We start from the raw sequence: 26,570 nt of genomic DNA on the forward strand, positions 1-26,570 counted from the left end.
CTTTTAATTTTTACCAGTTAACATATATGATTCTTTTTTTCCAGGCCAATTTTATGATGCTCAAATTCCAGCTTAATTTGTCTAATAAAACATCTTGTGTTTTTCGCTCTATAAGTATTACAGGACTTTCGTCTCCATTAATGCTCAGTTTTCCGGGGCGTTGCAAAAATTCGTTTTGAAGCAATGCTGCCGATCCTGTTTTCATTATATCCCAATTGCTCAATACCGCCTGCAGCATTGTATCTCCTTCTTTTTTCATTTCTTCAGAGAGTACAATGTTTCTTTCAATAGGTTGGGCTATTGGAATATTGCATAAAAATTTTTCGAAAATCATAGTGTTCTCATAATCCTGTTCCTGTCCGGTGGCTATATAATGCAAAAGGTGCGTGGCAACTTCCGGATCGTTTATAGTATTGTCTTTATTGAGGAGGCCGCAGTTTTTAAAAAGGGATTTCAAAAAGGGATGAATTAGTAGTAAACCCGCATTGTTAACATATAAGTCGCTGAAATCTGCATCTAATATGTCTTCTTCTTTTTCGAAAGAAAGATCTTTTTTATCGATTGCTTCTTCGTGATTTTTTGGAGTTTTTTCTTTTGAGTTATTGGATGATGGTTTGATATTTTTATCGTCGTTGTGAACAGCAGCATCTTTATTATTTAACAAAATCAAAGCCGAATCAGATATGGTCTTTTCATTATTTTCCTGAATTCTTCCTGTTTCTATTTCTGTTTCTGTTTTTATTGTTGCTTGGTTTTTTGCGACAGTTTTTATGCCTGTTTCTTTTTCTTTTAAAATAATTTTGTCTAGTTTTTTTTCGATAACCAAAACAATGGCATTAAGATTAGCCAGCAATTCCAGTTCGTTTTGGTTCTCTATCTGATTTTCAATTACCTTTAGAAAAAGTTCTTTGTGTTCCAAAAAGCTATTTTTTTTATGAAATTCAAGCACACTGCAAATCAACCCGGAAAGCTTTTGTTTTACAATTGCATCGCTTGTTCCCAAAAGGATTAAAACGACTATTTTCCATGTTAAAAATCTTTGATTTGGGATCAATTGATTTTTTGCAATGCTGGTTTCAATGTGTTTTTTTATGGCTTCAATCCTGATTATTGTGGCACTGCTGTCAGTACTATTTTTTTTAAGCAATATTCCTTTTTTAATAATTGTTACAATTTGGCTATTACTAAATTGTTTGATAAACCTTGTTCTTACAATTGGTTTTTGGAGTGCATTTGCCCATTTAAAAGGAAAGGTTTCGTCATTTAGGATTTCATCAAATGCAGTGTCATCTACTATTTTAAAATCATGAGTTGATGTTGTCCACCAGACATTTGTACCTGTTTCCAGAAAATAAAAAAAGCCTTCTATTTCTTTTTCTTGTGGTCTGATGAGTTTATAGCCTTCTATGTTTTTTTCGTTTTTTTCAAAAACTTCTTCAACTTGTTTTGTAATTTTTTTCAGGATTTGTTCTTTGAAATCTTCGAAATCCAAATTTTGATTGATGGCAATATCAATGTTGAGTTTTTCTAATTGTATGCTGTATGAAGGGTTTTTCGAATCCAGTTCATTAAAATAATTTTCTAAAAGCGAGAATATTTCCTTTTGCAAAAACGCATCAATATTGTCCTTGAGATAATATCCTTTTTCTTTAGAATTGGTATTTATCTCAAGGAAAACTTTATTGATAATATGTTTATTTGAATGTATCACCAGCTTTAAGGTCTTCTATTTGTATATTTAAACTGGACAGGATAAAATCGATTTTAGGAAATACGGTTAGCATGCCTGACAAAAACTCTTTCAATGATCCGTCCTTATCTGTATTGAATTTTATTTCTATGAAACTTTTAAATAAATTATTGAAAAGTAATGCTGCCGGGATAATTTGTTTTTCAGATGCCTTAAGCGTTTCTGGATCCTGACATCTCAAAATAGTGTAATACAATGAAGTATTTAGCGATATAAGTGTTTGTACCGCAGCAATCTGATTTAAATTTTGCAGTCTAATGGAAGAAGCAACAACTGTCGATATAAAATTGAAATATTCCTGTGTGAATAATTCAGATAATTTAGCGTTTGACTTACCACTGGTGTAACTTTCAAGGTTTTTTTGAACTTCGGCAAATCTGTTTTCAGTTTCGGAAATGAAGCTAATAGTCTCCTCATTGAATTTATTTAAAACGGAAATTTCTTTTAAATTGGAAGTGGTTCCAATTGCGTTTTTTACAAATAAGTCAGCATTGTCAAGACATGTATTTACTTCAACCTCTTTCCTAATCTCAATTGACCTTGGGCCATCGGTTACTGAGCCACATTTGCCTTCGGCAGTTAATGAAACGGAAATAGACGATTCATTAAATAAAGCAGTTGGTCTTGATATTGGCTCTCTTTTATCTGTTTTTACTATTTCCTTATTAATGTCCCAAGTGTAAGTAGCAGCGTTTTGTGAATTGTTGTTTAAGGTTAAAATTCCTGTAGCATCTACGCTGGCAGTAAAACTGGCAGTAGGCAGATCTAAAAGTGTAATGACAAGATTAGATGGTTTGCCGTCTATTAGAATCGTGACACTTGTAACATCCTCAGTAACATTGTACGGAATAAACTGAAATTGTCCTCCTTTTATTGGTTTAACTCCTTCTCCTGAAAGAACTGCCCCTTTTACAGCAGGTTCAAGGGTAAGTGAATACGGTGTTTTGTCGTTTCTGCAGAAAGAAATAGTATTCACCAATTTGTTATCGATGAGTACTTTTGGGTCTGAAATTTCAAAACTCACCTGATGAGTAACCTGAAAACCGCAGTTGCCGTTATCGGCACTAAGCGTAACATCAAATGTGAATTTTTTCTGCGATTCACTATTATACTTGTAGATGTGTTTTATTTCTGTCTTGTCATCTGTAACAGGATCAGTTTTGTCTCCAAAATCCCAGGTATATTTATTGCCGGCAAGATTATCTCCCGTTACGGTAAAAGTAACTTCTGTTTCGCTGATTCCTGGGTTTAAAGGGGTAGCGATAAAATCGAATATTGGTTTTTCAAAAATGGTTATGACACATTTAGTCTCAAAATTATTAACTGTAAATGTTATTTTTTGACCTATTAACTCCTTGCTGACTAATTTTGGATCAAAAACGAGTACTCCAAATTCATTTACCGTTATCCCTCCGTTTTGGTCAGGTCCAACATTCGCTTTTATAAAACCTCCTGCCGGAGATACTTTAAAAGGCAGAGGAGGTGTTTTGCTGTCAAAACAAATTTTATCTACAGGTAAAGTAAGACTTATATTATTTTCGTCACAACATAAATAGGGTATTGAAAAATCAGCAACAATTGGATTTAAAATGGGTATCCCTTCTGTAAATTTTTCGAAGTCACCAGTTAAAGAGGGTCTACGGGCGTTATAATAGTAATAATAGGGTATTTTTTCTTCCAGATAGATCATTATAAAGGTGCCTCCGGGAGCTACGCCTGCTTTATGCTCATAACCATGGTTTTTGTTAAGGTAATATTTGGTAAAATTTTGAATGGTTTTGTCCAGTTCATTAGCATTTACTGCCAGGATCATGATATTAAATCCGAGCCCGTTTTCGAATCTAATTTGCTGAATAGCTTTAAGTGCTTCTTTGTAATTGCGTCCCTGGTGCCCTTCAATTCTGTAAAAATCACTATCAAGATGAATTTCGAGAGGTTTTTTAGTATTCAATAAATCGTCATGGTAACTAATATTGTTTTTCTGTAATCCTAAAATCGTTTTATCAAAATCCCAGGCTTTAATAAGAGAATCGTTTACTTTACTGTAAAAAGGAATGGCTTTTTTGCCCAGTTTACCCATTTGCAGAGAGGGTGTGATTTTTATAAAATCATGTAATGGATTGTAGTTTTCTAATAATTGTAAACTTCGCAGAATAAGACTGTACATTCTTTGTCTGGCTGTGTTTTCGCCGTGGCATATTTTTATTTCATCTGTTATCTCTTTTTCCTTTTCTTCCGAATCTTTACCATCTGCAAGACAGTTATTGCAAGCGGTAAGACTTTCTCCTGTAAGTAGAGGCGATTTGTAAAAAGCATGGCGGAATTCAAAACAAGGCTCGGTTTTTATGAGTTCGCCCAGCATTAAATGTTTTGGAAAAGCATTGATATCAGGAGAACAATAACTATCATCTATGGTAAGTAGCAGTGCTTTGGTTTCGTTGTAAGTATCAACAAGATCGTTAAGAAGATCATATAGGTATTGAAAATCGGGAGGCAGTACCGGGTCTCCTTCAAAATTAAATAATTCGGATATATTTTTTTGAATAGCATCTAAAACGAGTGGCATATTTAAACCTGTCAATAGGGTATTGTAGCCATCCTGCAAATTCTTTACAACATTATTTTTGAAAATCCCTTTGGTAAAAGTTTTTTTTATAGCCTCAAGATGAACAAAATCATCTGGCTTTAATACAATTCTGTTTGATTTTAGGTCTGGTAATTTATGGTATAAATTGGAATAATTGATTTTGCCAATCATGCTGTCATGGCTCATTATTTGTGTGGCAACGGCTTTGCTGACAATTAAAACTTTAAAATTGCCTACAATTTCCAATCCCTGATTGTCACACGAAAGACTTACACAAAGGTCAGATTCTTTTTCATAAGACTCCAGATACAAAAGAATTACGGCATCTTTAAGCTCAAATTTTGTATTTGCCGTAAATTGTGTTAAAGCAAAATAGGGATCTTTTTCTTTTTTTTGCTGTTCTTCTGTCAGGAGTTCAAAAAGAGGCAATTGCTTATTTGCCCCATCATAAAAAAAAGGTTTATAAGCCGCTTTTGTATTATCATAAATTTTGCAGTGTGTATATGTTTTGGAATCAAAATCGATTTTTTTGTTTCCCAATATATCTGTCTGATATAATTTAAAAAGATCACCATCAGTAGTTACACCAGTTCCCTGCGTTATTGAAATGTTTTTTTGGGCTGCATTATAAGCAGCATAAAACCCGCAAACTATACCAACGCCACTCAGGTAAATGCGGGACAGGCGATCCTGGTCGTCAAAAAAATCTACAACCTCATTAAGGTTTCCTTCTGTAAGTACCTGATTTTTTGTGAATCGGCGGTATTGTGTTGTTATTGTTGAAAGTTTTGCTGACATGGGAATAGTTTTTATAATGATCCTAAATTCGTTTTTCCTAGTATAATCTTATCTGACAATCGCTCGTTTTCATCACTGCAGTCAAACAGTCGTCCTGTTGGGTAAACATTGTCCAGAACGGTAAGCGCCTTAATAAAGCTGATTAATTGAGGTTCCGGCTGCTCCTGATTCAAATCAGTTTTGGCAAACAAGTAGTCTTTATATGTTTTTTCAAATTGAACAAGCTGGTTTTCTGCGGGGTCTTTCACATCTTTTTCCCTATATCCAATCCAGCATATTTTTGCCAGAACGTGAGCGGGTAATTCTTCCTTAATTATTTTTTCTATATAATTTCTAAAATCGGTATTGGCAAATCGCAATGTATATCCCGGCAACACTACACTCACACGGTAGGAGTAGGGATCTATCGGTTCGCAATTATCGCACTCATCGGCGCAGATAGGCATAAAAGTATCAGGATTTACGGTAGTGAGATTTACATCTGGACGGAGCATCATGTGTTCTATCAAAAACATTCCTTCCTCAGTAAAATCTTCTTTCATGAATTGAATTAATTCCAGAATCGATTTTTCTAAATCCGGTAAATTATTATAGTATTCAAATCTGCGGGCAATAATACGGTTTGGGTTTTTCTTGTCTTTAATTGCCGGATTTATAATGTCATAAGAATATTTCCCGGCATCTGACTTTTGAATTAAAATATTGTCAACAATAGATAAATCTGTTATTGTGCCGTTTTTAAAAGCCTCTTTTATTTTATATTCCCGAGTCTGAATAATTTGCAGCACGGCAAAATAAAGTTCCTTATTTGCTGCAGAAGTATCAAAGTATTCTGCTGTTGAAGAAAGTACAATTTCCTTATTAGTGTCTACAATACGCCATCTGTAAACAGATTGATTGTCTGTATCAATAAAATTGTACATTTCGACAAACGAATTAGAAAGATTCCTGCGACTGTAATCTTTAATACCAATGAGTCTTGAAATCCTTTTTTCGGCTCCTGAAACATTATTGGTATCCCATAAATTGGCAATGGGCTGTTTGTAATAATCAAAAGCATTGCCTCGCTCTTTGCTTACTACTTTATAATCTTTCAAAAAGTTTTCTTTGTCACGCAATACTACCTGATCTGTAGTGTTGCCATAAATCGTTTTGTTAACAAATACGTATTCTGAAAAATTCTCGGCAAAACGAGACAAGAGGTGGTCTAAAATTTTATTTCTTCGTTCAATATTATTGTCCTGCTGGTCAAAAAGCAGTGCCGTAATAGTTTCATCGTTGTAATTTTCATATCCGTTTACAATGTCATCAACCCCTTCAATGTCTTTAACAACTTGAGTAAAAAGGGTTCGCGACAAATTACCGCTTACAGAAAGCAATTCGTTTACCTTGCCTAATTGTTTAAAATAACTTCCTAATATCTGATCAAAAAATAAAAGATATCCTTTTAATTGTTTTGCTTTAGATTTACGTTCAACAGATGATCTGGAAGGAAGTCCCACTTCACCAATACCATAGGTTTCAGGAAAATCATTTTGTATGGTTGTATAAAAATCGGTGTTAAGATATTCGCCATTTGGGATATCTAATTCTTTATCCTGACTGGCGTTTGTTGTAGCTTTGTCTTTTTCGGCTTTTATGGCGTCTAAATAAATTTTTACCTGAGCCTGATTGATATTGAGTGGCAATAATCCTTTGTTGTAATTGAAAACACTTTTAGCACAAACAACAGGTTTTTGGTAAGGTGAAAGGCAAATAAGCCATTTGTTTTCCAAATCATCACCTCCACAATTTCCCAGAGAAATATCTTTAATCAGCAGTACATCCGGCACGGACATTATTATTCTCATGATGTCTGAGAGGCGTACTTCGTTTCTCAAATCGGCTGTAAGCAATTCTTTTGTATCAATAAAGCCATTCTCTAAACTTGGACCATCAAAAATTTCCAAAGTTGAATATCCTTTGTCAATCATTTGCTTTAGAGAATAAAAATTGACCGTTGTCGATAAGTAACTTTCCAGAGCATCAATGACATTTGCATGAACCAGTTCCTCATCGGCTTCAGTATCTACTTCAATATCTGCACATATTTTGATAGGGTAGTCTACCACTTTTTTTATCTCAACAAGATCTTCACAAAGGTTTCTGTTTGCATGATACTGCTTTCTTATTTTTTCTTTAACAGCCTCTATTTCTGCAGGTTTTGAGCTTTCAAAATCTACATAAAGATCATATAAGCCATTGAGCTCAAAAGATTTTCTTAAATTTTCTGATAGATTTTCATAATCCTTAAAATCATAAGAAAGTTTATCTTTTTTGCAGTCCACATACACTGTTTTTTTATGTTTTGCGAGCCAGCAATTTCTAACTCCTTTTATGTCTATAAATAATTTTCGGTAATCATTTTGCGTGACAGGACTTGATGACAATACTTCTGAGGCTTTAAAAAACTGTTTTGGAATGCCTTTATTACTGTCATTAGATTCTAATATATTTTCTATAGGGAGATTGAGTCTCATCCCAAGATCAGAAATGGCGTAGCAAAGCATCTCCAGCATCGTAATTCCTGGATCATGCTCGTTAAAATCAGTCCAAAATTTACTGCCAAAAGACTCTATATATTCAATTCCTTTTTTTCTTAAATAAAAGAAATCCAAATCGTCCTCGGTTGCTGATTTTTTAGGAATGGTGATATGTTGGTTTAGTATTGACATTTTTCAGGTTCTTCTGGGGTTGGAGTTGGTATTTTGCAAGTTTCTATAGTGGTACTGATAATATGGTTTTTAACAGAGACTAAAATGTTTTTTGGACTTGATGGGGACAGTGTGGTTAAAAAGTCTAAAAGACGTACATTGGCCTCGTTATTTTCCGTATCTTCTAATGTATCAGGGTGTTCCTTATCTGTTTTTTTATCGATATATATCGCCATCTCAAGCTTAGATAAAAAATCGACATAATATAAATTTTCGATATATTCTATAACAATGCTTCTCTGCAGTTCAACTCCAAATATGATTTGCTTAGAGGTATCAAATGCCCAAGGGGATAAAAATTTTATAAGATCTTCATTGAGCTGTTTTTTATAGAAATTCTCATCATATTCTGGATAAAATTTGACATTCAATTTTATTATAACTTTTTCATAATCAGGATTAATTACTTTTGCAGACACTAGCATTGAGTTTTTAGAATTAATAAAACCTTCTATACTGTTCAATGTGGCTGTACTCACTCTTGGTTCATAAATATCGAATACATTTTTGTCCACGATATCCGGAATTACTACCAGTGTTACTTTTCCCGGGGATAAAAAGGAGGTACTTGTACCCGAAATAAAAGTATGGTTAAGACATTTTACTCTAAAAACATTTGGAAATTCCTGTAAAATAAGATGCTCATAATCCCAAAGCGTTATAGCCCTGTTTTTGTGGCGCAAGCGTTCACTTACACGCAGATAATAGGATTCATCTGATTCCAATGGTTTTCCATCAAATGAATTAAAGGGTTGTTCAATGCTTTTAATCTGCGGAACTCTGGTAATTAATTTAGATATAGTTTTGGCAGGCAATGTGCTGTCTAAATGAGATAAATTATTGTTGTTATCAAAAAATTCTGCGGTAACAACCTGGGTTTTCACATCGATAACTTTACAAACAGCATCATAGTCTTTGTGCATTTTTGCTTTTATCCAAATTGTATCGGCTGGAAATAGTGTATTATCATTAGATGCCTGCTTTGGAATGCTAAATTTTACGATACCCGATTTTAAAAAGTTATCGATACCATTTGCTAAAATATCTTTATCCAAATTTTTCCAATAATTATCGCATAATATGTACCATCCCACTTTTTCTTTTCCTGTAAAAGTTTCAACGCTGATATTTTCGCTTCCTTCTAATATTTGAAATAATAATGAAATTTGCTGCATTGTTTCTGCATCCTGAAGGCCTATATAAAATTCGCCTCCATTGCAATAATCCGGAACCAGACAATTGGTAGTTGGCGTTCCAGTATCTAAAATCTCTTTATTGATAGCTTGTTGTTTCAAATAAGAATGCTCTTCGCGCTGACCAAAAGGAGCTTCATGAAATAATTTTATTCGGTTAGACTCGTAGGCAGTAAAATCAATAGTTTCTTTAGCAGAATAATTCAGGCTTATGCTTTCTACAACCGGAGTGTAAGGCTCATTTGGGATAGGAGTTGATGGGTCTGTCGCCACATTCATTATGGCCAAAGTATATATCTTTGGAAATAACGAATGTAAAAACGATTGATTTAATGTCAATCGAATTGGACCGCTTTTCCCAAGCTCATAGTTGCTTTTTACATTGATATTAGATTCAAAAAATAATTTATCTTTATCAGGACCATCAAATAAATTAACAGCTGGATTTTGTTCATCCCAAACTTCTTTGTTTAAAACAGATAATGTTGCTTTAAAATAGTCCTTTGTAACAATTGGACCGTTTGGGTTTATTGTAATTGAATCATTAGTTTCTACAGAAATTTTTGATTCTGAATCGGTTTTTTTGGTAATTCCATCTTCAGGCTGGTTGGCCTTCATTTTGTTTTCACTGCTATCTTTGATGAAAATTGCATCAAGAAAAATCTGTTTACTTATTGTTTCAAGAAAACTTTCTTTGTAGGCGGCATAATGAGTTTCGAATGATAATGGAGTGTTTTTCCACTTGATGTTAATATCTGCCTCTATCCATTTTTTAGAAAAGATTTCGGGATAGTTTATGATAAAGGAACTGTTTTTTTCGGGTTGAGTTGTAAAAGGGTAAAAGGGTTTTGCAGCATTAAGCAGGCCAGTATCACTCTCTAATAATAAAGATTTCACATCGTTAACTTCAACTTTTGCAATGATGCTAGCTATTGTATTTTTGACTAAACTTCTAAAAAGAGCATGCCCCTTTTTATCTTGCGTATTGATTAAAAATCGAATTACAGGCAGCTCTGTCGAGAAAAATTCGCCTAAAACTTTCTGATCGTAGCCAACAATTGCCGGACTATCTTTCGGTATTTTAAAAACCAATCTTAATGTGTCACCGCCAATGCTAGAGGGTTGATTCCCATTCTTAAAATCAATGTCTGTTCTAAGTTTAAAATTTTCAATCCATCCTTTTTTTCCGCTATATAGAATGCTGATGTTCTCCAAAAGATTGTCTACAGTAAATGGTGAAGCAGAAAAATCCAAAGCTTTATCAAAAGTAATTGTGATGTCAATTTTTCTTTCTCCTTCCTTAAGATTAAATAATTCTGAAGCTATTGCAAAACCTAATTTTGCATCGTCCAATTTCGGGTACTTTTTTTCATTGGATGTATATCCAAAAGGAAACCAATATGGAGCGTCTTCTTTTAGGGGTTCGCCTTTTCCGTCAAGGGAATTTGCAATTTCGCTGTATTTTATTTCACCCAAATCAAAGTCATTATACACATTTTTTAGGTAGGCTATATTGGCTTTATTGGCAATAAATTCTTCTGTGGTTTTGTATATTAATTTTTTGCCATCGGGATCTTTTCCGGCATCCAGTTCTGTATTTACAGCGATTTTTTCTTCGGCAATCTTTTTTGCCAGCTCAAAAATGATATTAACCTTATCCGCTTTTGCGGGAAGTTTTTCGATTTGCAGTATGTCTTTATAAAAAAAATCTAAATGTTTTTTTGTAATAAGATTAAGTTTGTTTTGGGATAATTCCAATAATTTCAGGAAACACACAAACAATGTCATGTGAGGAGTAAGGTCTTGATTTATATTGGCAGTAGATAATGTTTTGGTAATGTTTTCTTTTAAAGCAGCATACTCTTTATCTGTTCTTTTCGGGATGCCATCCGGAAGATTATCTTTTGAAAAGCCGAAATAACTAAAAAATTCCTGCCAGTTGCCTTCTGGAGTTTTATCGTTATTCGTATCGAAAAAGTTGACTTGTTTTGCAAAATTATAAGCAAATAGCAGCCAGTCTTCAATAGTAAAATCATGTAGCTTCAAGTTGCCCGGCTCTAGTGCGTCACTAAAGCGTTCTTCCTGATTGACTCCATTTCTTTTAAAAATAACATTGTCTATTTGGCTGTTGGTACTCATAGCTTATAAACTTTTAAATATTAGTGCCTTCTCCTTTGTAAAATGGATAAACAAGATTGCTTCTTGAGTTTGTACTTCTTATTCTGTAATCGATTATGACCAATAATTCCCCTTCTAAATCATCACCTTGTGTGATGTCAATTTTTTCAACATCAATTCGGGGTTCGTAATATAAAATGGCCGTTTTTATTAGTTCTGAAACATAGGTTTTTAATGTTCTGTCTAATGTTTCAAAAAGTAATTCGTCCATATTGCAGCCATATCTGGGCAGCATAATGCGTTCACCGATTTTGGTAGAAAGCAATATCTCCAGACTGCTTTTAATATCTGCCTCGTCAGATGTCATTACGACTGCTTTAGTGTTCTTTTTAAACTCTGGCGGAAAACTCCATCCGGTACCTAAAAAAGCTTCTTTATTTTCCATGATTAGCCTATTAAAACGGTTGGGCATCCTATTATAATTGTTCCGCCATGCGCAGTTGAATCTCCCATTCTTGCAGCTGGTTTTCCTCCAATCAGTACGGTACTCGAACCCGCTATAATACTATCCGGAGGCCCTGTGCAAACGATCATATCTCCCAGGCAGGCTGCCGGCTGACCGCCTATCATTACTGTAGGTGCGCCTGGTGGTAATATGGGTCCGCCTACATGAGGGACAGTTCCTGTTACCATTGGGCAAACATGCATATCGTTGATTCTTGCGGCTGGTGCTCCCATTATTATTATTTTTATTAATTTTTTATTTAAGAGTTTAAGGACTGAAAGTAATCGAAGGGATAAATTAATTTATCTGTACAATGCTGCCTTTTACAATCGCCACCGCTGCCGACGACATTTCTGCGCCAGCACTGCCTTCGGCTTTAAATTGGGCGGTTGCTTTTAGATTTACATTGGTACCTTCAATTTTTACATCGCCTGTTGCCTTTATTGAAATATCGCCTGCACTTTCCATTTTTATTCCTGCGCTGTCAATTGTAATCACGTTCGAATTTTCGTCTTCAATAACTATAGATCCTTTGTCTTCGTCCAGTGTTATTTTTTTGCCTGCCGGAGTTTCAATTGCTATCGATTTTTTGTCATCATCAAACAGCACTTTCATTTCGCTTCTTGTAAAAATCCCTTTTTGGTGGTTATCGTCAGCTGCTTTTAGAGGAGCTGGTTTTGCGCTGCTGTGGAGCATTCCTAATACAATGGCATCATTAGGATCTTCGTTGATGAAGCCAATAATTACTTCGTCTTCAATTTCGGGCCTAAAAAAAGTACCTCTGTTGTCACCTGCATCTAAGGCAGCTACTCTGCACCAAATACCCTGTTCTTCGTTATTGATAATTGGTATTTTTACCAAAATTCTGTCTTCGCTGTCGGGGTCGTCCTGAAGTTGGGTCACAATACCAATATGCAGTCCTTTTATAGATGGAATTATTCCTGAAGCCGATGGTGTATTGATATCATAAGTTTCAGAAAACCATTCAGGATTCAATCCAAACTGCGCGTTTACAGTCCAATTACCGTTTGCAATTTCATGGAAAACCCCTGTTATGTATGCTTTGCCATTAAAACGATCTCCTACGCCTTCAAGTGTAATAATTGTGTTGGGTTTTACTGCTGGAATGCCTTGAAATTTCACTCTTCCGCGAACTTTTGACAGTTGTTGAAATAATAATTTTGCATCAGCCCAATCTTGCAATTCGGTATCGGTAACATGACCGCCATGACGCAATTCTAAATTTTCCAGCTTTACTATATCGGATAAATCCGAAGGAGATAAATTTCCGTTTAGGCTCACGCTGGGATCCTTGGCTTCAATTTCTAATAATTCCTGATTAGATGCATTCCAACTGTAGGATGAAACTTTGGCAAACTGATTTCGAGCATCAATTTCGGCATCAAAATCGAGCATACTGGCGCCAAAAGCAACTGTTTCAACTGATTCAGAAGCCAAATCTGGTTTTTTAATCGAGATTTTGCCGTTTTCAACAAAACATAATTTTCCATTGGCTTGTGCACGGGAAACAATAAAATCCCAGTCGGAAGTATTGTACTGCACTAACTCTTTATGACTAAAATTAGTGCTTTCCACATCTTTTTCTAATCCGTAAGTGCCTATAATGTCTTCAAAAGCATCACTGTCTTTTACGTCATAAAAATATTTGCTTTTTCTCCCAATAGTCATTTTTACTGCTTCGTCTTTGCATTCCACAATTAACAGGGATGAATTGTCTTTTATTTTTATGGAATGTTTTACAACTATTCCTTTGTAAATAGTTTCTTCATCACTGTGATAACCCGCTTTTATTTCTATTTTTTTTCCCGGAATGAGCAAATCTTCGTTGCTTAATTTAAAATCTCGTGCGGCAGCATCTCCATCGGTCAAAATAATTTGCGCCATCGGTATTCTGTTAACCTCATTATGAACTACAATGCTCATTACCTGGTAAATGCCAGCTAGCTCATTTCCTTCAATGAGCAATTTGTGCGTTACTAAATCTGCACTTTTACTGGTTTGTATGACGCCGCTATTGTTCATCTATTGTTGTTTTTGCAGAGGAGGGAAAAATATTTTTTGGCCAATTTTTAACTTTCTGAAATTGATAAGTTTGTTAGCTTTTGCTACTTCGAGATAATATTTTGAATCGCCATAGATTTTAAAAGACATTAAAGGAAGCGTATCGCCTGCTTTTACAATTCTGGTATGTGTTAAATCAGGAGATTGATTGTTTTGCTGTTTTGCCCTTAACTCATCCTCAACAACTCCTTTGAATTTTCCTTTTGCAATGGCTCTGATGGGTGTTCCATCTGGCCTGAAAAGTTTATACTCAATGGTCATTTCTGTGAGAGATCCTTTGAATAGCAGGCTTCCCCAGGCAATTTTTAAGTAGTTTGGCTTATGTTCTGTGCCATTGTATTCTAAAATTACTTTTCTAAAATGCTCAATGTCTTCAATAACGCCATTTTCGGTAGTTTCTTTGCCAGCAATAACACCTGTTCGGTCAAAAACAAAATCCAATTCTAATTCCTCCGGAGCAATTGCTGTAAATCTTGGCGCAGGACTGCTCGTTCCGGCAGCTTGGGTTGTATCTTGCTCTATCTTGTAATGAAAAGTATATTTTTCGGGATTCATCAAAGTAATGAACTCTTCAATATCCGAAATGGGATTGTTGAATTGAGGATCGCTATAGGCAATGATCTTCAGTTTTTTTAATTCACCGGTAGTAGTTGCCATATTAGCGTTCTTTTTTTCGTTCAATAATCTTCATTACTTGCTCGACACACTCAGCCACAGTATCTTTTTCAGCAGCAGATGATGAAGCTGCTGGTTTTGCACCCGAATTTGAGTTTTCGTTCACGTTTATTTTAATGTGAAGCTCTTTGATTTCAATTGGCATGATAAAATTATTTTTTATGAAGGGTGAAATAATTATAAGCAAGCTCAAAGCTCTCAACAACAATTTTGCTTTCTAAAGCACTAAAATCTTCAACTGCCCATTTTACGGGATAGGCATGTATAACTTTCCAGTGCATTAAAGGCTCGTGGTCTTGATTCAGGAGTTTTACAGTTAAATCTATGGGCTTAAATTCGAAATTTTCTAATGCTTTTCTGCACCATTCAATTACGTCAGAATCAATAAGTATCCCCCTTTTTAAAACCAAATTGGGATATTTGGTTTTAACGGGTAGTTTGTGTTTGAATCTGTTTTCTCCACCCTCAACAATTTCTTCCGTTTCAAGATCTACAGAAAGTCCTGATACGGATTGAAATTGATGGTCTTTTTCTTTTGTGCCCAGTTGATCAAATTCAACCAGAAAATGAAAGCCTACGGGTGGATAATAGTTAGCCATAACTAGTCATTTTGAATAGATAAACCTTCATGAACCAATTCGATTGACTCGATGGCTACTTCGTTTCCGTCGGCTTTTAAATCAGTCGATTGAACTTTTGTCGGCCACGCATTTTTTACTTTCCAGGTAATCACAGGTTCGTGCTCCTCATTAAGTAATTTAATGGTAATATCCCTTCTTTCGATGGTGTTTAATTTTACCGTATTCCACCAGGCGTAATACTCATTATCGCTTTTAAAAGTGCCTCTTTTCATGGTAATGTTGGAGAACTTCTGCATGCCTGGCATCTTAATTTTGCTGTACTCCGGACTTGCGCCCTGACGGTACTCAATAACTTCAGTTTCTACATCTAATCCGGAAACTTCTGTAAAACCTATTTTTGTTCCACCCCAGTCAACTGAGAAATGAAACTTTGGTAATGGATAACTCATGATTTATATTTTTTTAATGATGATTTATAATTAAGATTCCTGCATTTTGTGAGAGAAACGAAGAATGATGAACTCAGCCGGACGAACTACTGCCAAACCGATTTCGATTATCATTTTACCGTCTAAAATATCCATAGCTGACATGGTTTGTCCCAGTCCGATTCTTACATAAAAAGCTTGTTCTGGTTTCGCCCCGGCCAAAGCTCCGGCTCTCCATTGAAGAATTAAGAAGTTCTCAATCATAGCTCTTACTCTTATCCAGGTATTGGCATCGTTGGGTTCAAAAACAAACTGTTCGGTTGCTTTTTTAATAGATTCTTCGGCCATGTTAAAAAAGCGGCGAACCGGTACATAACGCCATTCACTATCGTTACCTGCTAAGGTTCTTGATCCCCAAACCAAGGTTCCTTTGCCGGTAAAGGTTCTGATAGCATTGATAGATTTACCTGCAACAGTATCAATATTTAAGTTGTCCTGAATGGTATTTGTTATTTTAACAGTTGGTTTTATTACATAGTTCAAACTTACATTTGCAGGAGCTTTCCATACGCCTCTGTCTCTGTCAACTCTGGCATAAACTCCCGCAATAGCAGAACTTGGAGGAAGTGTTATTGGCAGGTTGTAAATTTCTGTAAGTATCTTATTAAAAGTCACATTGTCGATACTTTCTAAAGTGCTTAATTTTCTTCCGTTTAATGCTCCATTATTTACATCTTTTCCACTAACAGATTTAATAGCATTTACAAGTGCAAGCAGGGCTGCTTTAATACCGGAAAAATTATTTGTAACTATTGTAATTGCGGTTTGAGTATTCAAAGGAGTATAGTCTACAAGTTTTTTTAATTCTTTATCAAAACTTACAGTATCAGTTGATATAATTTTAAGCAGTTTAGCCGTTGCGTTCTCGTCCTGTATTTTCTTCTTTAATGTTTTTAAGTTTTTATATACAGAGTCAATTTTGTTTGCGTCAGTAAAGTTTAAATTAAATGCAGTTAAAGTACTTGTGATGTTATTCGCAATAACCATATCCTCATCAGATATTGTGCTGATTGCAGCATTTGCTTCGTCGTTGAGCGAATTTCTCAAAAGAGATAAACTTTCTAATGAAGTAAGCAGAACATTCAGTTTATTCAGGAAAGCTGTTTTTTTGGCAGGGTTACTAACAAAGGTTCCGCCTAAATCAAAACCGGTTGCATCATTACTGTACATCTGTAAAAGTAGATCACTCATTTGACCGGAAATATTTCCGGGAACAGTGGTGACGTCAATTAATTTAGCTACGATCGCATCAATCCCTGTAGTTGGATTTTCGATAACCACCAGTCCTGCAGCGATTTGATCATACGCTTTTGCCGTATAGGAGTAATGTTTTAATATAATTTTACTGCTGTCAAAAGCATAGTCCAGTATGGTTTCTAAGTGAGGATAATAAACAGCTCCGTATTTAATAGTGTCTTTTTCAGAACTAATTTTATCTCTCAAATCATCTATATTAGAATCTGTTGGGCTTGATTCATCATAATTTAAAGTATCAATTAAGGTAAATCTGTCCTGAAGATTTTGGCATTGCATTAATGCACTATTGTATAATCCGTAGAAATCAGTTATAGTTATTCCACTTACTTTTGTTGCATCGGGAAATAGAATTAGTGTTGGTTCGTCTACCTTTTCTAATTCTGCTAATCCGTCGTTCAATGCATCGCTGTTATTGATTGCTGTAATGGGAGTGTCTGCTTCATCTAAATCATTTCCATAACGCCCGACCGAAATAATGTAGCAAGGACCACCACCATTTGCAAAGAACAACTGCATTGAATAATACATCAAAAAAGGCTGTTTTGAAGTTGGTTGATCCACAACAATAGATCTTGTGTCTCCATTATCAGTTGAAACATCATTAATGGTAACACTAATTGTTGTCTCTGGTTTAGCAAAGCCAAAAAAGCGTTCGTATTCTAAAAGAGATGTTATTCTTGTTGGTTTCAATTTCAAATCTCCATTAATCTTGTTCGTGGCTTTTTCGGTATAGCCAATAAAAGCAGGAATCGCTGTTTCTACCTGGGCAACAGAAGGAGGAAACTTTACGATTTCCTCAACATATACTCCAGGCGTTTTGTAAGTTGTTGCCATAATTGATTTGTTTTTTAATTATTAAATAAATATTTCCGAATAGTAATCACTATTGATTTTTGTTATTGATTTTACAGATGGATTTGGGTATTGACTGTTGGCCGGTTCTGGCGGAGTAAAATCGGTAAGCGGATCAATTTCAACAAAACCAGAGTGTGTTAATGGTTTTGTGGCATTGGTTTCAATTTCGGTTGCTGTTTTCCGGTTGATATATTTCCAAAGCGTTTTTCGATTGTCAAAATGAATTTTAAAATTAGGGCCTATCATTTTGCCCAAATTGGTCACAATATTTCCTGAATTATTATCGCCCTGCAGGGTCAGCGAAATAAGTCCAAAGACACCTTGTTTTTCTGATGATTGGAGTGTCGAAATTAAATCTGTAGTGGTTTCTTCGGATACTAAATACGCACTTGAAATTAATTTGTTGTCGTTTATTTTTGGAAGATATTCAAATGTAACCGGTTCGGTTAACGGCCTAACGTTGCTAAATAAGAATACTTGATTGAAAGCAAAGTCTAAATTGGTATAATTCTCAAATTGATAGTCGTTGATGGTGATTAGAAAGTTTAAGTTCAAATCAACAGGAATTCTTATAAATGGATCAATTGCATCTGTTTCCTTAACTTTAATATATACCCTAAAACCCGTTTTGGTTTTTTTGAATACCATTTTGTAGTTTTTTAATACTGTATTGGTTTTCAAAGTTGGCGTTATAGTTGTAAATGCATCAATGCTGAATTTTTGCAGCATTTTTTCTTTAGCAGCAGCTGACATACTTTCAAAGGTTTCTTCGCCGTTATTCAGAAAATAATTGTGAAAAAACGTTACTTCAAATAACAATCCATATGTAAGATTAAAACTCATGATTGCTCCTTAGTTTTTGCTATACCTTTGACTTTGCTGATAAGTTGTCCTTCGCCTTGTGTAATATTGCGTTCAATTTGTATCATGCTCACTTTGTATAAAGCCGATGGAAGTTGTTTGCCGCCTAATGTTCCCCAGATATAGTTCAACTCTTCAAAAGTGGGAGTGTAGAGCTCAACTGAGAATCTGAAATTGTCAATATTGGTCATTGCAACATTATTTCTGTTGTAAATAGTATTGGCTTGTGTAAATAGCTTTTTCCCCTGGAAAAATGCAATGATTTTTGAAATATCATTAAGTGAGTTGATATATATTGTTCTGTTGGCACTAAAAAGTAAATACAGATTTAAATTGATGATGCTGTTTTTATAAATTGTTTTAGTGTTTTCAATAGAATGATTGGGAAAGTTTTTTAAAGTAGCTTCCTCGTCTAAATTGATTAGGGTAAGTGCGACTCTGTCTTCCAGGTTTCCGGATACAGTTTCGTTTTGAGACTCTAAAAAAGCAATATTTTCAGTCACAACTGTTTTCTCTAACCCGATTTCTTCGAGATAGTTGTTTACTTGTTCTGTAATTATTTGAATAATTTCAAAAATCATCTGTAATAAAGTTTTAAATCTTACATTATTGTTAATTTGATTGGCTTATGCATAAAAGTGCAATTCAAATTTTTGCCCTTTTAAAGCAGTACTTATATGCTCAGTTCGGAGTTTGCTTTTAGGTATAATCCGTATTCTGTTTTACTTTGCTTCCTTATTTTGTAAATTAAATAAGTGTTTTCTGCTTTTTTATGCTATCTCTTTTATGATAATACTATATGAAATTTGCTAAAAGGGATCAGCTTCAGGGCGCAGATTGAAAAATAAAAGAAGAGTCTCCTGACTTTACTTTAAACTTGTAATAAAAACGAGGCTTATAGATTAGTCTAAGTTGAAAAATTAATGGGTGCCAAAAAAGGGGAAAAACACCCTTTTTTCTTACTTTTGTATTTATTTAATATATTGAATATCAATAAGTTGAATAAAAAATAGATTTTTTATTTTATTCTTTATACAAAAGTGAACGTCAGAATTTATAAAACCGTTAAAATTTTAATGAAGAAAAATCTAAAGTGTTCGATTTTTAGATTTAAGTTGAAACGGTAAATTATGGATTTAATATTTCCTAAGAATGTGATTTTTGTAGTGACATTTATTCGAGTTGTTCAAAGCAGAGATAAATGTTATCGGGTTCATTTAGCCTGACGCTGCCCGATTTCCATTATGTACTAGTGCATTTTACTTTAGCTTCTAAAAAAATATTAGCCACAAATTCCACGAATTAGCACTAATTAAAAAAATCGTGATTAATTCGTAGAATTTGTGGCTTATAGATAGTGTCAGAACCTTGCAGGCTTTCAGTCTATAGGAGTGATTAGTTATTCTTTTTTAATTTTTCCTTAAAAAAATCAATGGTTCTGGTCCAGGATAAAGTGGCCGCTGCCTCGTCATATCTTGGTGTTGTATTGTTATGAAAACCATGATTTACTTCCGGATAAAAGTAGGCCGTATTTTCGACTTTATTTTTGTTAAGTACTTCCTGAAAAGCAGACCAGCCTTCGTTAACCCGGGTATCCAATCCTGCATAATGCAATAGGAGCGGAGTCGTTATTTGTTCTGCTTCTTCTTTTGCAGGCTGCCCTCCATAATAAGGGACGGCTGCTTTTAAAGTGGGTATTTTTACCGCCATCATATTCGAAATCCACCCACCAAAACAAAACCCGACAACACCCACGGAACCGTTACAATCTTGATGTGATTTCAGATATTCATAAGCGGCGATAAAATCTTCCAGCATTTCTTCGCGAGTACGTTTTTTTTGTAACTCACGCCCTGCGTCATCGTTGCCTGGATAACCGCCTAATGGTGATAGCGCATCCGGAGCAAGTGTGATAAAACCTTCTATAGCAGCTCTGCGTCCTACATCTTCAATATATGGATTAAGGCCCCGGTTTTCATGTACGACGATTATTCCGGGTAATTTCTTTTTGGTTTCAGAAGGTTGTGACAAAAGTCCTTTTATACTTCCTCCGCCTTTAGGAGATTCATAATGGATATATCCAGTTTTTAGCCTTGGATCTGTGGCTGGAATTAAAACGCTGTCTGCATAATTTGGTGCCATAAAACTTAAAAGTGAAGGCAGCGTAACTGCTCCTACTGCAAATATTGATAGTTTTTCGACAAATTGTCTTCTGTCAATTTTATTATGAGCGTAATCATCATATAAGTCAAATACTTCCTGACTGATATCTTCTTTAGTTAGTTTTTTCATCGCTTTAAATTTTAAAACTAAATTAGGAAATAAAACGATTACTTTATTGTAGAAAGCTGTGAGAATGTCTCTGCCTTCGTACCCGCAATCTAAATCAAGTTAGCATAATCTTTGCAATAAAGAAGTATCATAAAAATAATTTTACAGCGCAAGGTAGGATATTATTGTAATTGGACTACGTAATCTACATATTTCAACTAAAAAATCAGCAGTAAGATAGTATATTAGGTAATATAAACGACACTATGTAAACCCATTGAACTAGTGACAGAAAGGGTGTAGCTCCCATAATCAGAAAAGAAATAGAGAATAAAGCTTAATTTAAAGTCTGCTACAAATTCTATTAAAACTCAAAACTCCATTAAAAACAATGGCGTTTTTCGTCTTTACAGAATACAGCCAGAGTAACGATATTTCTTATTGTATTGTTTCAACAATTCCCTTAACAAATCAACAACAACCGATATTCACCTTCATTTTCTATTGGTGCCCTATGAATACAAGGCAGCACTTGTTGTTTTGGATGATCCACCGCCAGCCGCCAAAGATGCATTAACCCTAAATTAATAGGTTCTGCATCCGCATGTGCCTGATAATGCAAATCAAAATAATTTTCTTTCAAGAAATTTTCGAATTCTTCCGCTGTTCCATTATGCAGCTCTTTTAGCTTTGTTCGGATTTCTGGAATTAGAATTTTTTGCTCTGCTTTCGAATTAGAAATAATATCACTTGCCGCTCCATGATATGTACATAAAAAAGTATCTGTTGCAATGGGTGAACGATCGACATGAAACGAATACACATCAGTGGATATAAAATCAAATTCATCATCACGCTCATAACACTTCAGTAAATTAAGAGAGGGCGAAGCTCCAAAATCAGCTAATAATTGTAAATCATTTAAAATTATTTCCCTTGCTATATTCCCCTTTTTGGATAGTTGGAGTGCGATTAGATTTTCAGGATAAATTTCCGTTATATTTTCTTTTATACATAACTGGGCTACAATCTCGTTAAAATCGCCATCCAAATTTCTGTACCAGCATAGCGCATTTATTTCTCCCTTGAAATCGGTATGCACAAGCTCAGAAAAAGTAGATACCACTCCAATTTGGCTACTGTCAGAAAATGTATTGCTCATTAGTATAATATTAAGAAACTAATTGCTTCATGCAGTACAAAATTATGTAATTGTATTCAGTTGCGGCATTTTATCGCTTTAAACTTTGGAGTTATAACTTTTTCATATCACAAATATCAATTTTCTTAGTGTACTTATAGGTCAACCATATTTTATGAAGTTTTATAAAGGACTTAAAAATAAGGGTTCTGGAGTCTGCTGCTCTTTGTAAAAAAAAACTCCAAAGTGAGAAGATCCTGGAGTTTTTTTATATAGGGATCTCGACGGTGCAGAATTAAAAGCCTTAAATGTTTTTAAAATAATAAAAAACAAAAGAGACGACCTTGTTGGCCGTCTCTTTTTACATTCTAAAAATTATAAACTTATACTCTTTTTCAGATAGTTACATACTATAATACAAAAACACCTAATCTGAATTACTACCCAAAAATTTGTGGCATTGACTTGTATAATATACTTCTCCATATAGTGGTTTTAATTCTCACCCCAGCCATATCTTATACGGAATACACCAGAATTATTAACTGTATTGATTGTAATATTCGTTCCGCTCCCACCTCTCTTAAACAGACTATAAGAATCTCCGTCTCTCAAACCAGGCCAATAAACACTTGCAATTTTATCTGTTCTGCATACATCACTGGTTGCTACTATATAAGCAATTTCATTATCAGACTGATTTCCGTTTTGATAATCTTTACCGGAGTTCATTCCGGCACCAAATTCAGTAATTACTGTTCGGCTAGCATATCTTCCTACCCTACTGCGCCAATCTGCTCTCCATTGTGTAACTGATCTTGTTGCCCAAAAAGCATAATTATGTAATCCTAATAAACACCCATTAAAACGAGTATCTGCTCCGACTCCGGTAACATTTTCCGAATATCCTGTTCCACCCAGGATTATTCGTCCTTTGGGAATATTTGGATAAGTGGAAAGAAACTGAGCATAAATAGTCGTTAACTGAGATAAAGTATATCCATGAGGCTCATTGAATGGTTCAAAATATACATTCCCATTACCTTGATATTTATTTACAACGGTGGTCCACATTTTCCAAAAAGCAGTTGTATTGTCAATCTTACCATTTTTTGATGACGAAGACTCCCAACACGCAATAATTACTTTCCAGCCTTTACTGGTCGCCTTATCTATTACTCCTTGATAACTACCCCACCAGCTCTCAGAAACAGAGGGTGGATTAATTGGAATGCGTATAGTATTAACTCCACTTATTTTACTTGTAAAGCCATTTAATATCGCATCTGTTTTTGCTACAACTGTATTATAATTATCCCCTGCTGTTAAACCTGATAGGATAACCCAGCCATCCACAAAATTGTCTCTCCCGTCTGCCCAATTCAGTCCGGCAATCGATGCCGCTCCTACTTTTGCAGTTAGGTTATTATTTTTCACCGCATTTTCAATTACGGATTCATTTTCTGTTAGACTTGCATTATTAACTTCAGCAACATCATCTTTTGAACATGCACATACAATAATGCATAACATAAGTAAATATCTTTTTTTCATTGACATAAATTGTTTAAATTATTAAATTAATATTCTGAATCTATTCCAATTATTATGGAATACCTGCATTCTATTTCTATAGTTTGAATAGTATGCAACGCATTAAAATAACGTGACTCTTTAATTTGAAAATCTTTTTTAAATTATTAGATGACCCGAATTACATCAAAATGCATTATTGCCATTAATCGTAAGGTTTGTTCATAGTTTGTTTGGTTTTTAGTTAATAAAAAATATGCAGAATTCTGCTTGTAACCAGTTAAAAACTTATTAGCATTAAGATAATAACACAACTTGTCTATAGTTACATATCATAAATTAATAAGCTCAGTGCTTTTTTGTTTTAATAATCTGACCAGGAAAAACAATTATTGTAAAACGAAGCCATTTTCTTGTTGATAGTAATACAAAGAAATGCCTATTTTACATGTTTATGCAGGGGGAAATTGGAAAAAAAAGGAGGTCATAATGGTAATTTGATATTTTTTTTAGGATTAAAAAATGTAATACTTAAAAAAATACAATTATTTTTACTTAATAAGCAAAATAAATACAAATCACATTTATATAAGCAGGCTCGACTCTTTTTCTCCTAACTGACACTAAAAAGTTATACTGCTATTTGCTTTATTTTACAGTATCCTCCCGGTACAACGGTATGTGTACCTTTTATGTATTTAGTAGCCTATTTATATTAACATTGTAGTGTGATTATCTTCAACAAATAATGATGTGCATTTCTTAAAATATTTATTGTATTTTTATTCGTATTAAGCTACGATTACAGCAACTAATATGTTACAATTTACTTTTAAAAATATTTCACTAAAATAAAACGGTTGAACTTCTTTAGATCCTTTACTAGACCGCAATATCATTCTATTTGAAGCAATTCAACGGGATTCAAGGAGAAGGAGAGGACTAATGCGCAGCTTGGTTCTTAACTACGAATGTCTAAAGTTTACCTCTGCTTTCCTTTGAATAAATTTAAAGTTTTTTATCTAATTCAAAGTAAAGGGATCCAAGTAAAGGCGAATGTCTCTGACTTTGTATCTGCAATCTAAATCAACAAAAAAAGCTCCAGATTTCTCTGAAGCTTTGTCTTAGTAGCGGGAACTGGACTCGAACCAGTGACCTTCGGGTTATGAGCCCGACGAGCTGCCTACTGCTCTATCCCGCGATATACGGAAATTTTCAATAATTAGTAGCGGGAACAGGACTCGAACCTGTGACCTTCGGGTTATGAGCCCGACGAGCTGCCTACTGCTCTATCCCGCGATGTTTCGGGTGCAAAGATACGCCGATTTTTTAGAAATGCAACGAAAACTTAAAAAATGTTTTATTTTCTGTATTGAGTTGATATGGTTGTTGTTTGGGGATTAAAAATATGTGAATTGTTACATAGAAATTGTTTTTGGGAAAATAACAGCAAATCTTATTGTTAAAAATAATCTTTAATTGGCCGCCTTTATTCATGAAAAATTATTAACGGATTGCAATTTTATTAAGATGTTGTATTTCAGTTTTTTTAATGTGTGAATACTACAACTCTTAGGTTTAATAGTGTAATGCTTTACAGTTATAACGGGCTAACCTTTGCTTTAAGAAATATTTAACATTTATAAAGCTCAAAAAATGAAAAAAACGCTACTATCTATCGCAATATTATTTGTTGTTTTAATTTCGGGATGTGCAACTGATGATTTCGAGGAAATCGTTGGTGAGTGTCCTGTTGTATTATCAACTAACCCTGACAATGGCGCTATTGGTGTACCATTAAACCAAATAATTACAGTCACATTTAACGAAGAGATGGATTTGGAAACTATCGACGAATCTTCCATTATCATTACGACAACAGGAGACGGCACAGTTCCAGGTACGGTTACTTATTCAGGTACAACAGCAACATTTACTTCCACCAACGCACTTACCGCTAATACTATTTATAACGGTAGAGTAAAGACTCTGGCAAAAGACACAAATGGAAATGCTTTGCAAACAGATTTTATTTGGACGTTTACCACAGGTACCGCACCAATTGTACAATCAACTGATCCTGACAATAATCAGACAGGAGTTCCACTTAATAAAATTATTACGGCTACTTTTAATATGCCAATGAATCCACTAACCTTAAATGAAACAACATTTACTATCAAACTGGGTGCAGATACAATATTAGGTGAAATTTTATACACTGGATCGACAGTTTCTTTTAGACCTTATGCTCAATTAGAAAGCAATAGAACATATACGGGTACTATAACTACAGGCGCCAGAAATTTAGCAGGAACACCTTTAGCTGCAAATTATGTTTGGAACTTTACTACAGTGGCTTCGGCTCCAGTAATTGGTAACCCTCCACCAACAAGTACAAGCAATTTGTTCTTTGGTGTTTTTGGAGGAAACGCTGGAATAACCAATCAGGGATTATTTACAGTAGTTAATGGAAATATAGGAACGACAGCTGCTTCAACTTTAATGACAGGTTTCAGAGAAGTATTGACAGGTGATGCTTATACGGTAACGTTTCTTAATGAAGGACGTGTTATGGCTGAAATATTCGCTGATGCTCCTGCACCAGGAAACGCTACCAAAGCAGCAACTGCTTTAGCCGGATTGAATGCAGCACAAGATGCATACCTAAGTATTTCTCCAGCTTCAATGCCAGGTGGTATTGACCCGGGAGCAGGTGAACTAGGTGGATTGACTTTAGCCCCCGGTATTTATAAATCGGATAGTGGTACTTTCGACATAACAAACGGCGATCTTACATTAGATGCTAAGGGCGACCCTAATGCTATATTTGTTTTCCAGACAGCTTCTGCTTTAACGGTAGGAGATTCATCACCCAGCAGTGTTAAATTAATAAACGGGGCTTTGGCTAAAAATGTATACTGGTATGTGGGTAGTGCAGCAGTAATTAACTATGCAGGTGGTGGAGTTATGACTGGAAATATTATCGCTAATTCCGGAGTGACTTTGTCTTCTCCTGCTAATAGCACAAATGCCAGTGTAACCACATTAAATGGCAGAGCAATCTCACTTGTATCTTCAGTTACGATGGTAAATGCGGTTATTAATGTGCCTGACTAAGC

The 26,570-nt window shown here is 34.7% G+C and carries 18 protein-coding genes and 2 tRNA genes; 1 reads left to right on the top strand and 19 read right to left on the bottom strand.

The window, feature by feature from the left end:
* Positions 1-10 precede the first annotated feature (10 nt).
* The 19 genes from J2W48_RS06935 to J2W48_RS07025 form a co-directional block, all read right to left on the bottom strand.
* On the bottom strand, positions 11-1,711 hold the full coding sequence (locus J2W48_RS06935; RefSeq protein ID WP_310279743.1) for a contractile injection system tape measure protein: 1,701 nt from the start codon (positions 1,709-1,711) through the stop codon (positions 11-13).
* Positions 1,695-5,135 carry a PKD domain-containing protein gene (locus tag J2W48_RS06940; protein ID WP_310279745.1) on the bottom strand — a complete coding sequence of 1,147 codons (3,441 nt, stop codon included), beginning with the start codon at positions 5,133-5,135 and terminating at the stop codon, positions 1,695-1,697. Before J2W48_RS06940 ends, J2W48_RS06935 begins: the two co-directional genes overlap by 17 nt.
* 11 nt (positions 5,136-5,146) lie before the next feature.
* Entirely contained in the window at positions 5,147-7,849 is a 2,703-nt protein-coding gene (locus tag J2W48_RS06945; RefSeq protein WP_310279747.1) for a hypothetical protein, read from the bottom strand.
* Complete coding sequence (locus J2W48_RS06950; protein WP_310279749.1) at positions 7,837-11,220, bottom strand: baseplate J/gp47 family protein; 3,384 nt, start codon at positions 11,218-11,220, stop codon at positions 7,837-7,839. Before J2W48_RS06950 ends, J2W48_RS06945 begins: the two co-directional genes overlap by 13 nt.
* 13 nt (positions 11,221-11,233) lie before the next feature.
* Positions 11,234-11,644, bottom strand: coding sequence for a GPW/gp25 family protein (locus tag J2W48_RS06955; protein WP_310279751.1), 411 nt, complete (start codon positions 11,642-11,644; stop codon positions 11,234-11,236).
* A 2-nt stretch (positions 11,645-11,646) separates the two neighbouring features.
* Entirely contained in the window at positions 11,647-11,937 is a 291-nt protein-coding gene (locus J2W48_RS06960; RefSeq protein ID WP_310279754.1) for a PAAR domain-containing protein, read from the bottom strand.
* Positions 11,938-12,001: 64 nt separating this feature from the next.
* Positions 12,002-13,747: a type VI secretion system tip protein VgrG gene (gene vgrG / locus J2W48_RS06965; RefSeq protein ID WP_310279755.1), complete on the bottom strand. Its 1,746-nt coding sequence runs from the start codon at positions 13,745-13,747 to the stop codon at positions 12,002-12,004.
* Positions 13,748-14,443 carry a CIS tube protein gene (locus J2W48_RS06970; protein ID WP_310279757.1) on the bottom strand — a complete coding sequence of 232 codons (696 nt, stop codon included), beginning with the start codon at positions 14,441-14,443 and terminating at the stop codon, positions 13,748-13,750.
* 1 nt (position 14,444) lies between these two features.
* Entirely contained in the window at positions 14,445-14,606 is a 162-nt protein-coding gene (locus J2W48_RS06975; RefSeq protein ID WP_310279759.1) for a DUF5908 family protein, read from the bottom strand.
* Positions 14,607-14,613: 7 nt separating this feature from the next.
* A complete protein-coding gene (locus J2W48_RS06980) occupies positions 14,614-15,060 on the bottom strand; it encodes a phage tail protein (protein WP_310279761.1) in 447 nt (148 codons plus the stop codon).
* 2 nt (positions 15,061-15,062) lie between these two features.
* Positions 15,063-15,491, bottom strand: coding sequence for a phage tail protein (locus J2W48_RS06985; RefSeq protein ID WP_111290789.1), 429 nt, complete (start codon positions 15,489-15,491; stop codon positions 15,063-15,065).
* Positions 15,492-15,521: 30 nt separating this feature from the next.
* On the bottom strand, positions 15,522-17,621 hold the full coding sequence (locus tag J2W48_RS06990; protein ID WP_310279765.1) for a phage tail sheath C-terminal domain-containing protein: 2,100 nt from the start codon (positions 17,619-17,621) through the stop codon (positions 15,522-15,524).
* A 21-nt stretch (positions 17,622-17,642) separates the two neighbouring features.
* Positions 17,643-18,485 carry a hypothetical protein gene (locus J2W48_RS06995; protein ID WP_310279767.1) on the bottom strand — a complete coding sequence of 281 codons (843 nt, stop codon included), beginning with the start codon at positions 18,483-18,485 and terminating at the stop codon, positions 17,643-17,645.
* Positions 18,482-19,084 (bottom strand): Pvc16 family protein, encoded by a 603-nt coding sequence (locus tag J2W48_RS07000; RefSeq protein WP_310279769.1) that lies wholly within the window; start codon positions 19,082-19,084, stop codon positions 18,482-18,484. The genes J2W48_RS06995 and J2W48_RS07000 overlap by 4 nt, the downstream gene beginning before the upstream one ends.
* Before the next feature lie 814 nt (positions 19,085-19,898).
* Positions 19,899-20,795, bottom strand: coding sequence for a dienelactone hydrolase family protein (locus tag J2W48_RS07005; protein WP_310279771.1), 897 nt, complete (start codon positions 20,793-20,795; stop codon positions 19,899-19,901).
* 442 nt (positions 20,796-21,237) lie between these two features.
* Complete coding sequence (locus tag J2W48_RS07010) at positions 21,238-21,936, bottom strand: DUF1826 domain-containing protein (RefSeq protein WP_310279773.1); 699 nt, start codon at positions 21,934-21,936, stop codon at positions 21,238-21,240.
* Between the two features lie 474 nt (positions 21,937-22,410).
* Positions 22,411-23,469 carry a cellulase family glycosylhydrolase gene (locus J2W48_RS07015; RefSeq protein ID WP_310279775.1) on the bottom strand — a complete coding sequence of 353 codons (1,059 nt, stop codon included), beginning with the start codon at positions 23,467-23,469 and terminating at the stop codon, positions 22,411-22,413.
* Between the two features lie 1,107 nt (positions 23,470-24,576).
* Positions 24,577-24,649 (bottom strand) — tRNA-Met (locus J2W48_RS07020).
* A gap of 25 nt (positions 24,650-24,674) precedes the next feature.
* Positions 24,675-24,747 (bottom strand) — tRNA-Met (locus J2W48_RS07025).
* Positions 24,748-25,104: 357 nt separating this feature from the next.
* On the opposite strand from J2W48_RS07025, the gene J2W48_RS07030 reads away from it, so the two are divergent.
* Entirely contained in the window at positions 25,105-26,568 is a 1,464-nt protein-coding gene (locus tag J2W48_RS07030; RefSeq protein ID WP_310279776.1) for an ice-binding family protein, read from the top strand.
* Positions 26,569-26,570: the final 2 nt, after the last annotated feature.

The sequence above is a fragment of the Flavobacterium piscis genome (genome assembly GCF_031457575.1).
Lineage (GTDB): Bacteria > Bacteroidota > Bacteroidia > Flavobacteriales > Flavobacteriaceae > Flavobacterium > Flavobacterium piscis_A.

What these genes read in the sequence shown, in the direction of transcription:
- J2W48_RS07005 (WP_310279771.1), bottom strand. Translation starts at nt 20,795, where the DNA reads ATGAAAAAACTAACTAAAGAAGATATCAGTCAGGAAGTATTTGACTTA.
- J2W48_RS06950 (WP_310279749.1), bottom strand. Translation starts at nt 11,220, where the DNA reads ATGAGTACCAACAGCCAAATAGACAATGTTATTTTTAAAAGAAATGGA.
- J2W48_RS06940 (WP_310279745.1), bottom strand. Translation starts at nt 5,135, where the DNA reads ATGTCAGCAAAACTTTCAACAATAACAACACAATACCGCCGATTCACA.
- J2W48_RS06995 (WP_310279767.1), bottom strand. Translation starts at nt 18,485, where the DNA reads ATGAGTTTTAATCTTACATATGGATTGTTATTTGAAGTAACGTTTTTT.
- J2W48_RS06975 (WP_310279759.1), bottom strand. Translation starts at nt 14,606, where the DNA reads ATGCCAATTGAAATCAAAGAGCTTCACATTAAAATAAACGTGAACGAA.
- J2W48_RS07010 (WP_310279773.1), bottom strand. Translation starts at nt 21,936, where the DNA reads ATGAGCAATACATTTTCTGACAGTAGCCAAATTGGAGTGGTATCTACT.
- vgrG (WP_310279755.1), bottom strand. Translation starts at nt 13,747, where the DNA reads ATGAACAATAGCGGCGTCATACAAACCAGTAAAAGTGCAGATTTAGTA.
- J2W48_RS06985 (WP_111290789.1), bottom strand. Translation starts at nt 15,491, where the DNA reads ATGAGTTATCCATTACCAAAGTTTCATTTCTCAGTTGACTGGGGTGGA.
- J2W48_RS06960 (WP_310279754.1), bottom strand. Translation starts at nt 11,937, where the DNA reads ATGGGAGCACCAGCCGCAAGAATCAACGATATGCATGTTTGCCCAATG.
- J2W48_RS06945 (WP_310279747.1), bottom strand. Translation starts at nt 7,849, where the DNA reads ATGTCAATACTAAACCAACATATCACCATTCCTAAAAAATCAGCAACC.
- J2W48_RS06970 (WP_310279757.1), bottom strand. Translation starts at nt 14,443, where the DNA reads ATGGCAACTACTACCGGTGAATTAAAAAAACTGAAGATCATTGCCTAT.
- J2W48_RS07000 (WP_310279769.1), bottom strand. Translation starts at nt 19,084, where the DNA reads ATGATTTTTGAAATTATTCAAATAATTACAGAACAAGTAAACAACTAT.
- J2W48_RS06990 (WP_310279765.1), bottom strand. Translation starts at nt 17,621, where the DNA reads ATGGCAACAACTTACAAAACGCCTGGAGTATATGTTGAGGAAATCGTA.
- J2W48_RS06955 (WP_310279751.1), bottom strand. Translation starts at nt 11,644, where the DNA reads ATGGAAAATAAAGAAGCTTTTTTAGGTACCGGATGGAGTTTTCCGCCA.
- J2W48_RS07015 (WP_310279775.1), bottom strand. Translation starts at nt 23,469, where the DNA reads ATGAAAAAAAGATATTTACTTATGTTATGCATTATTGTATGTGCATGT.
- J2W48_RS07030 (WP_310279776.1), top strand. Translation starts at nt 25,105, where the DNA reads ATGAAAAAAACGCTACTATCTATCGCAATATTATTTGTTGTTTTAATT.
- J2W48_RS06980 (WP_310279761.1), bottom strand. Translation starts at nt 15,060, where the DNA reads ATGGCTAACTATTATCCACCCGTAGGCTTTCATTTTCTGGTTGAATTT.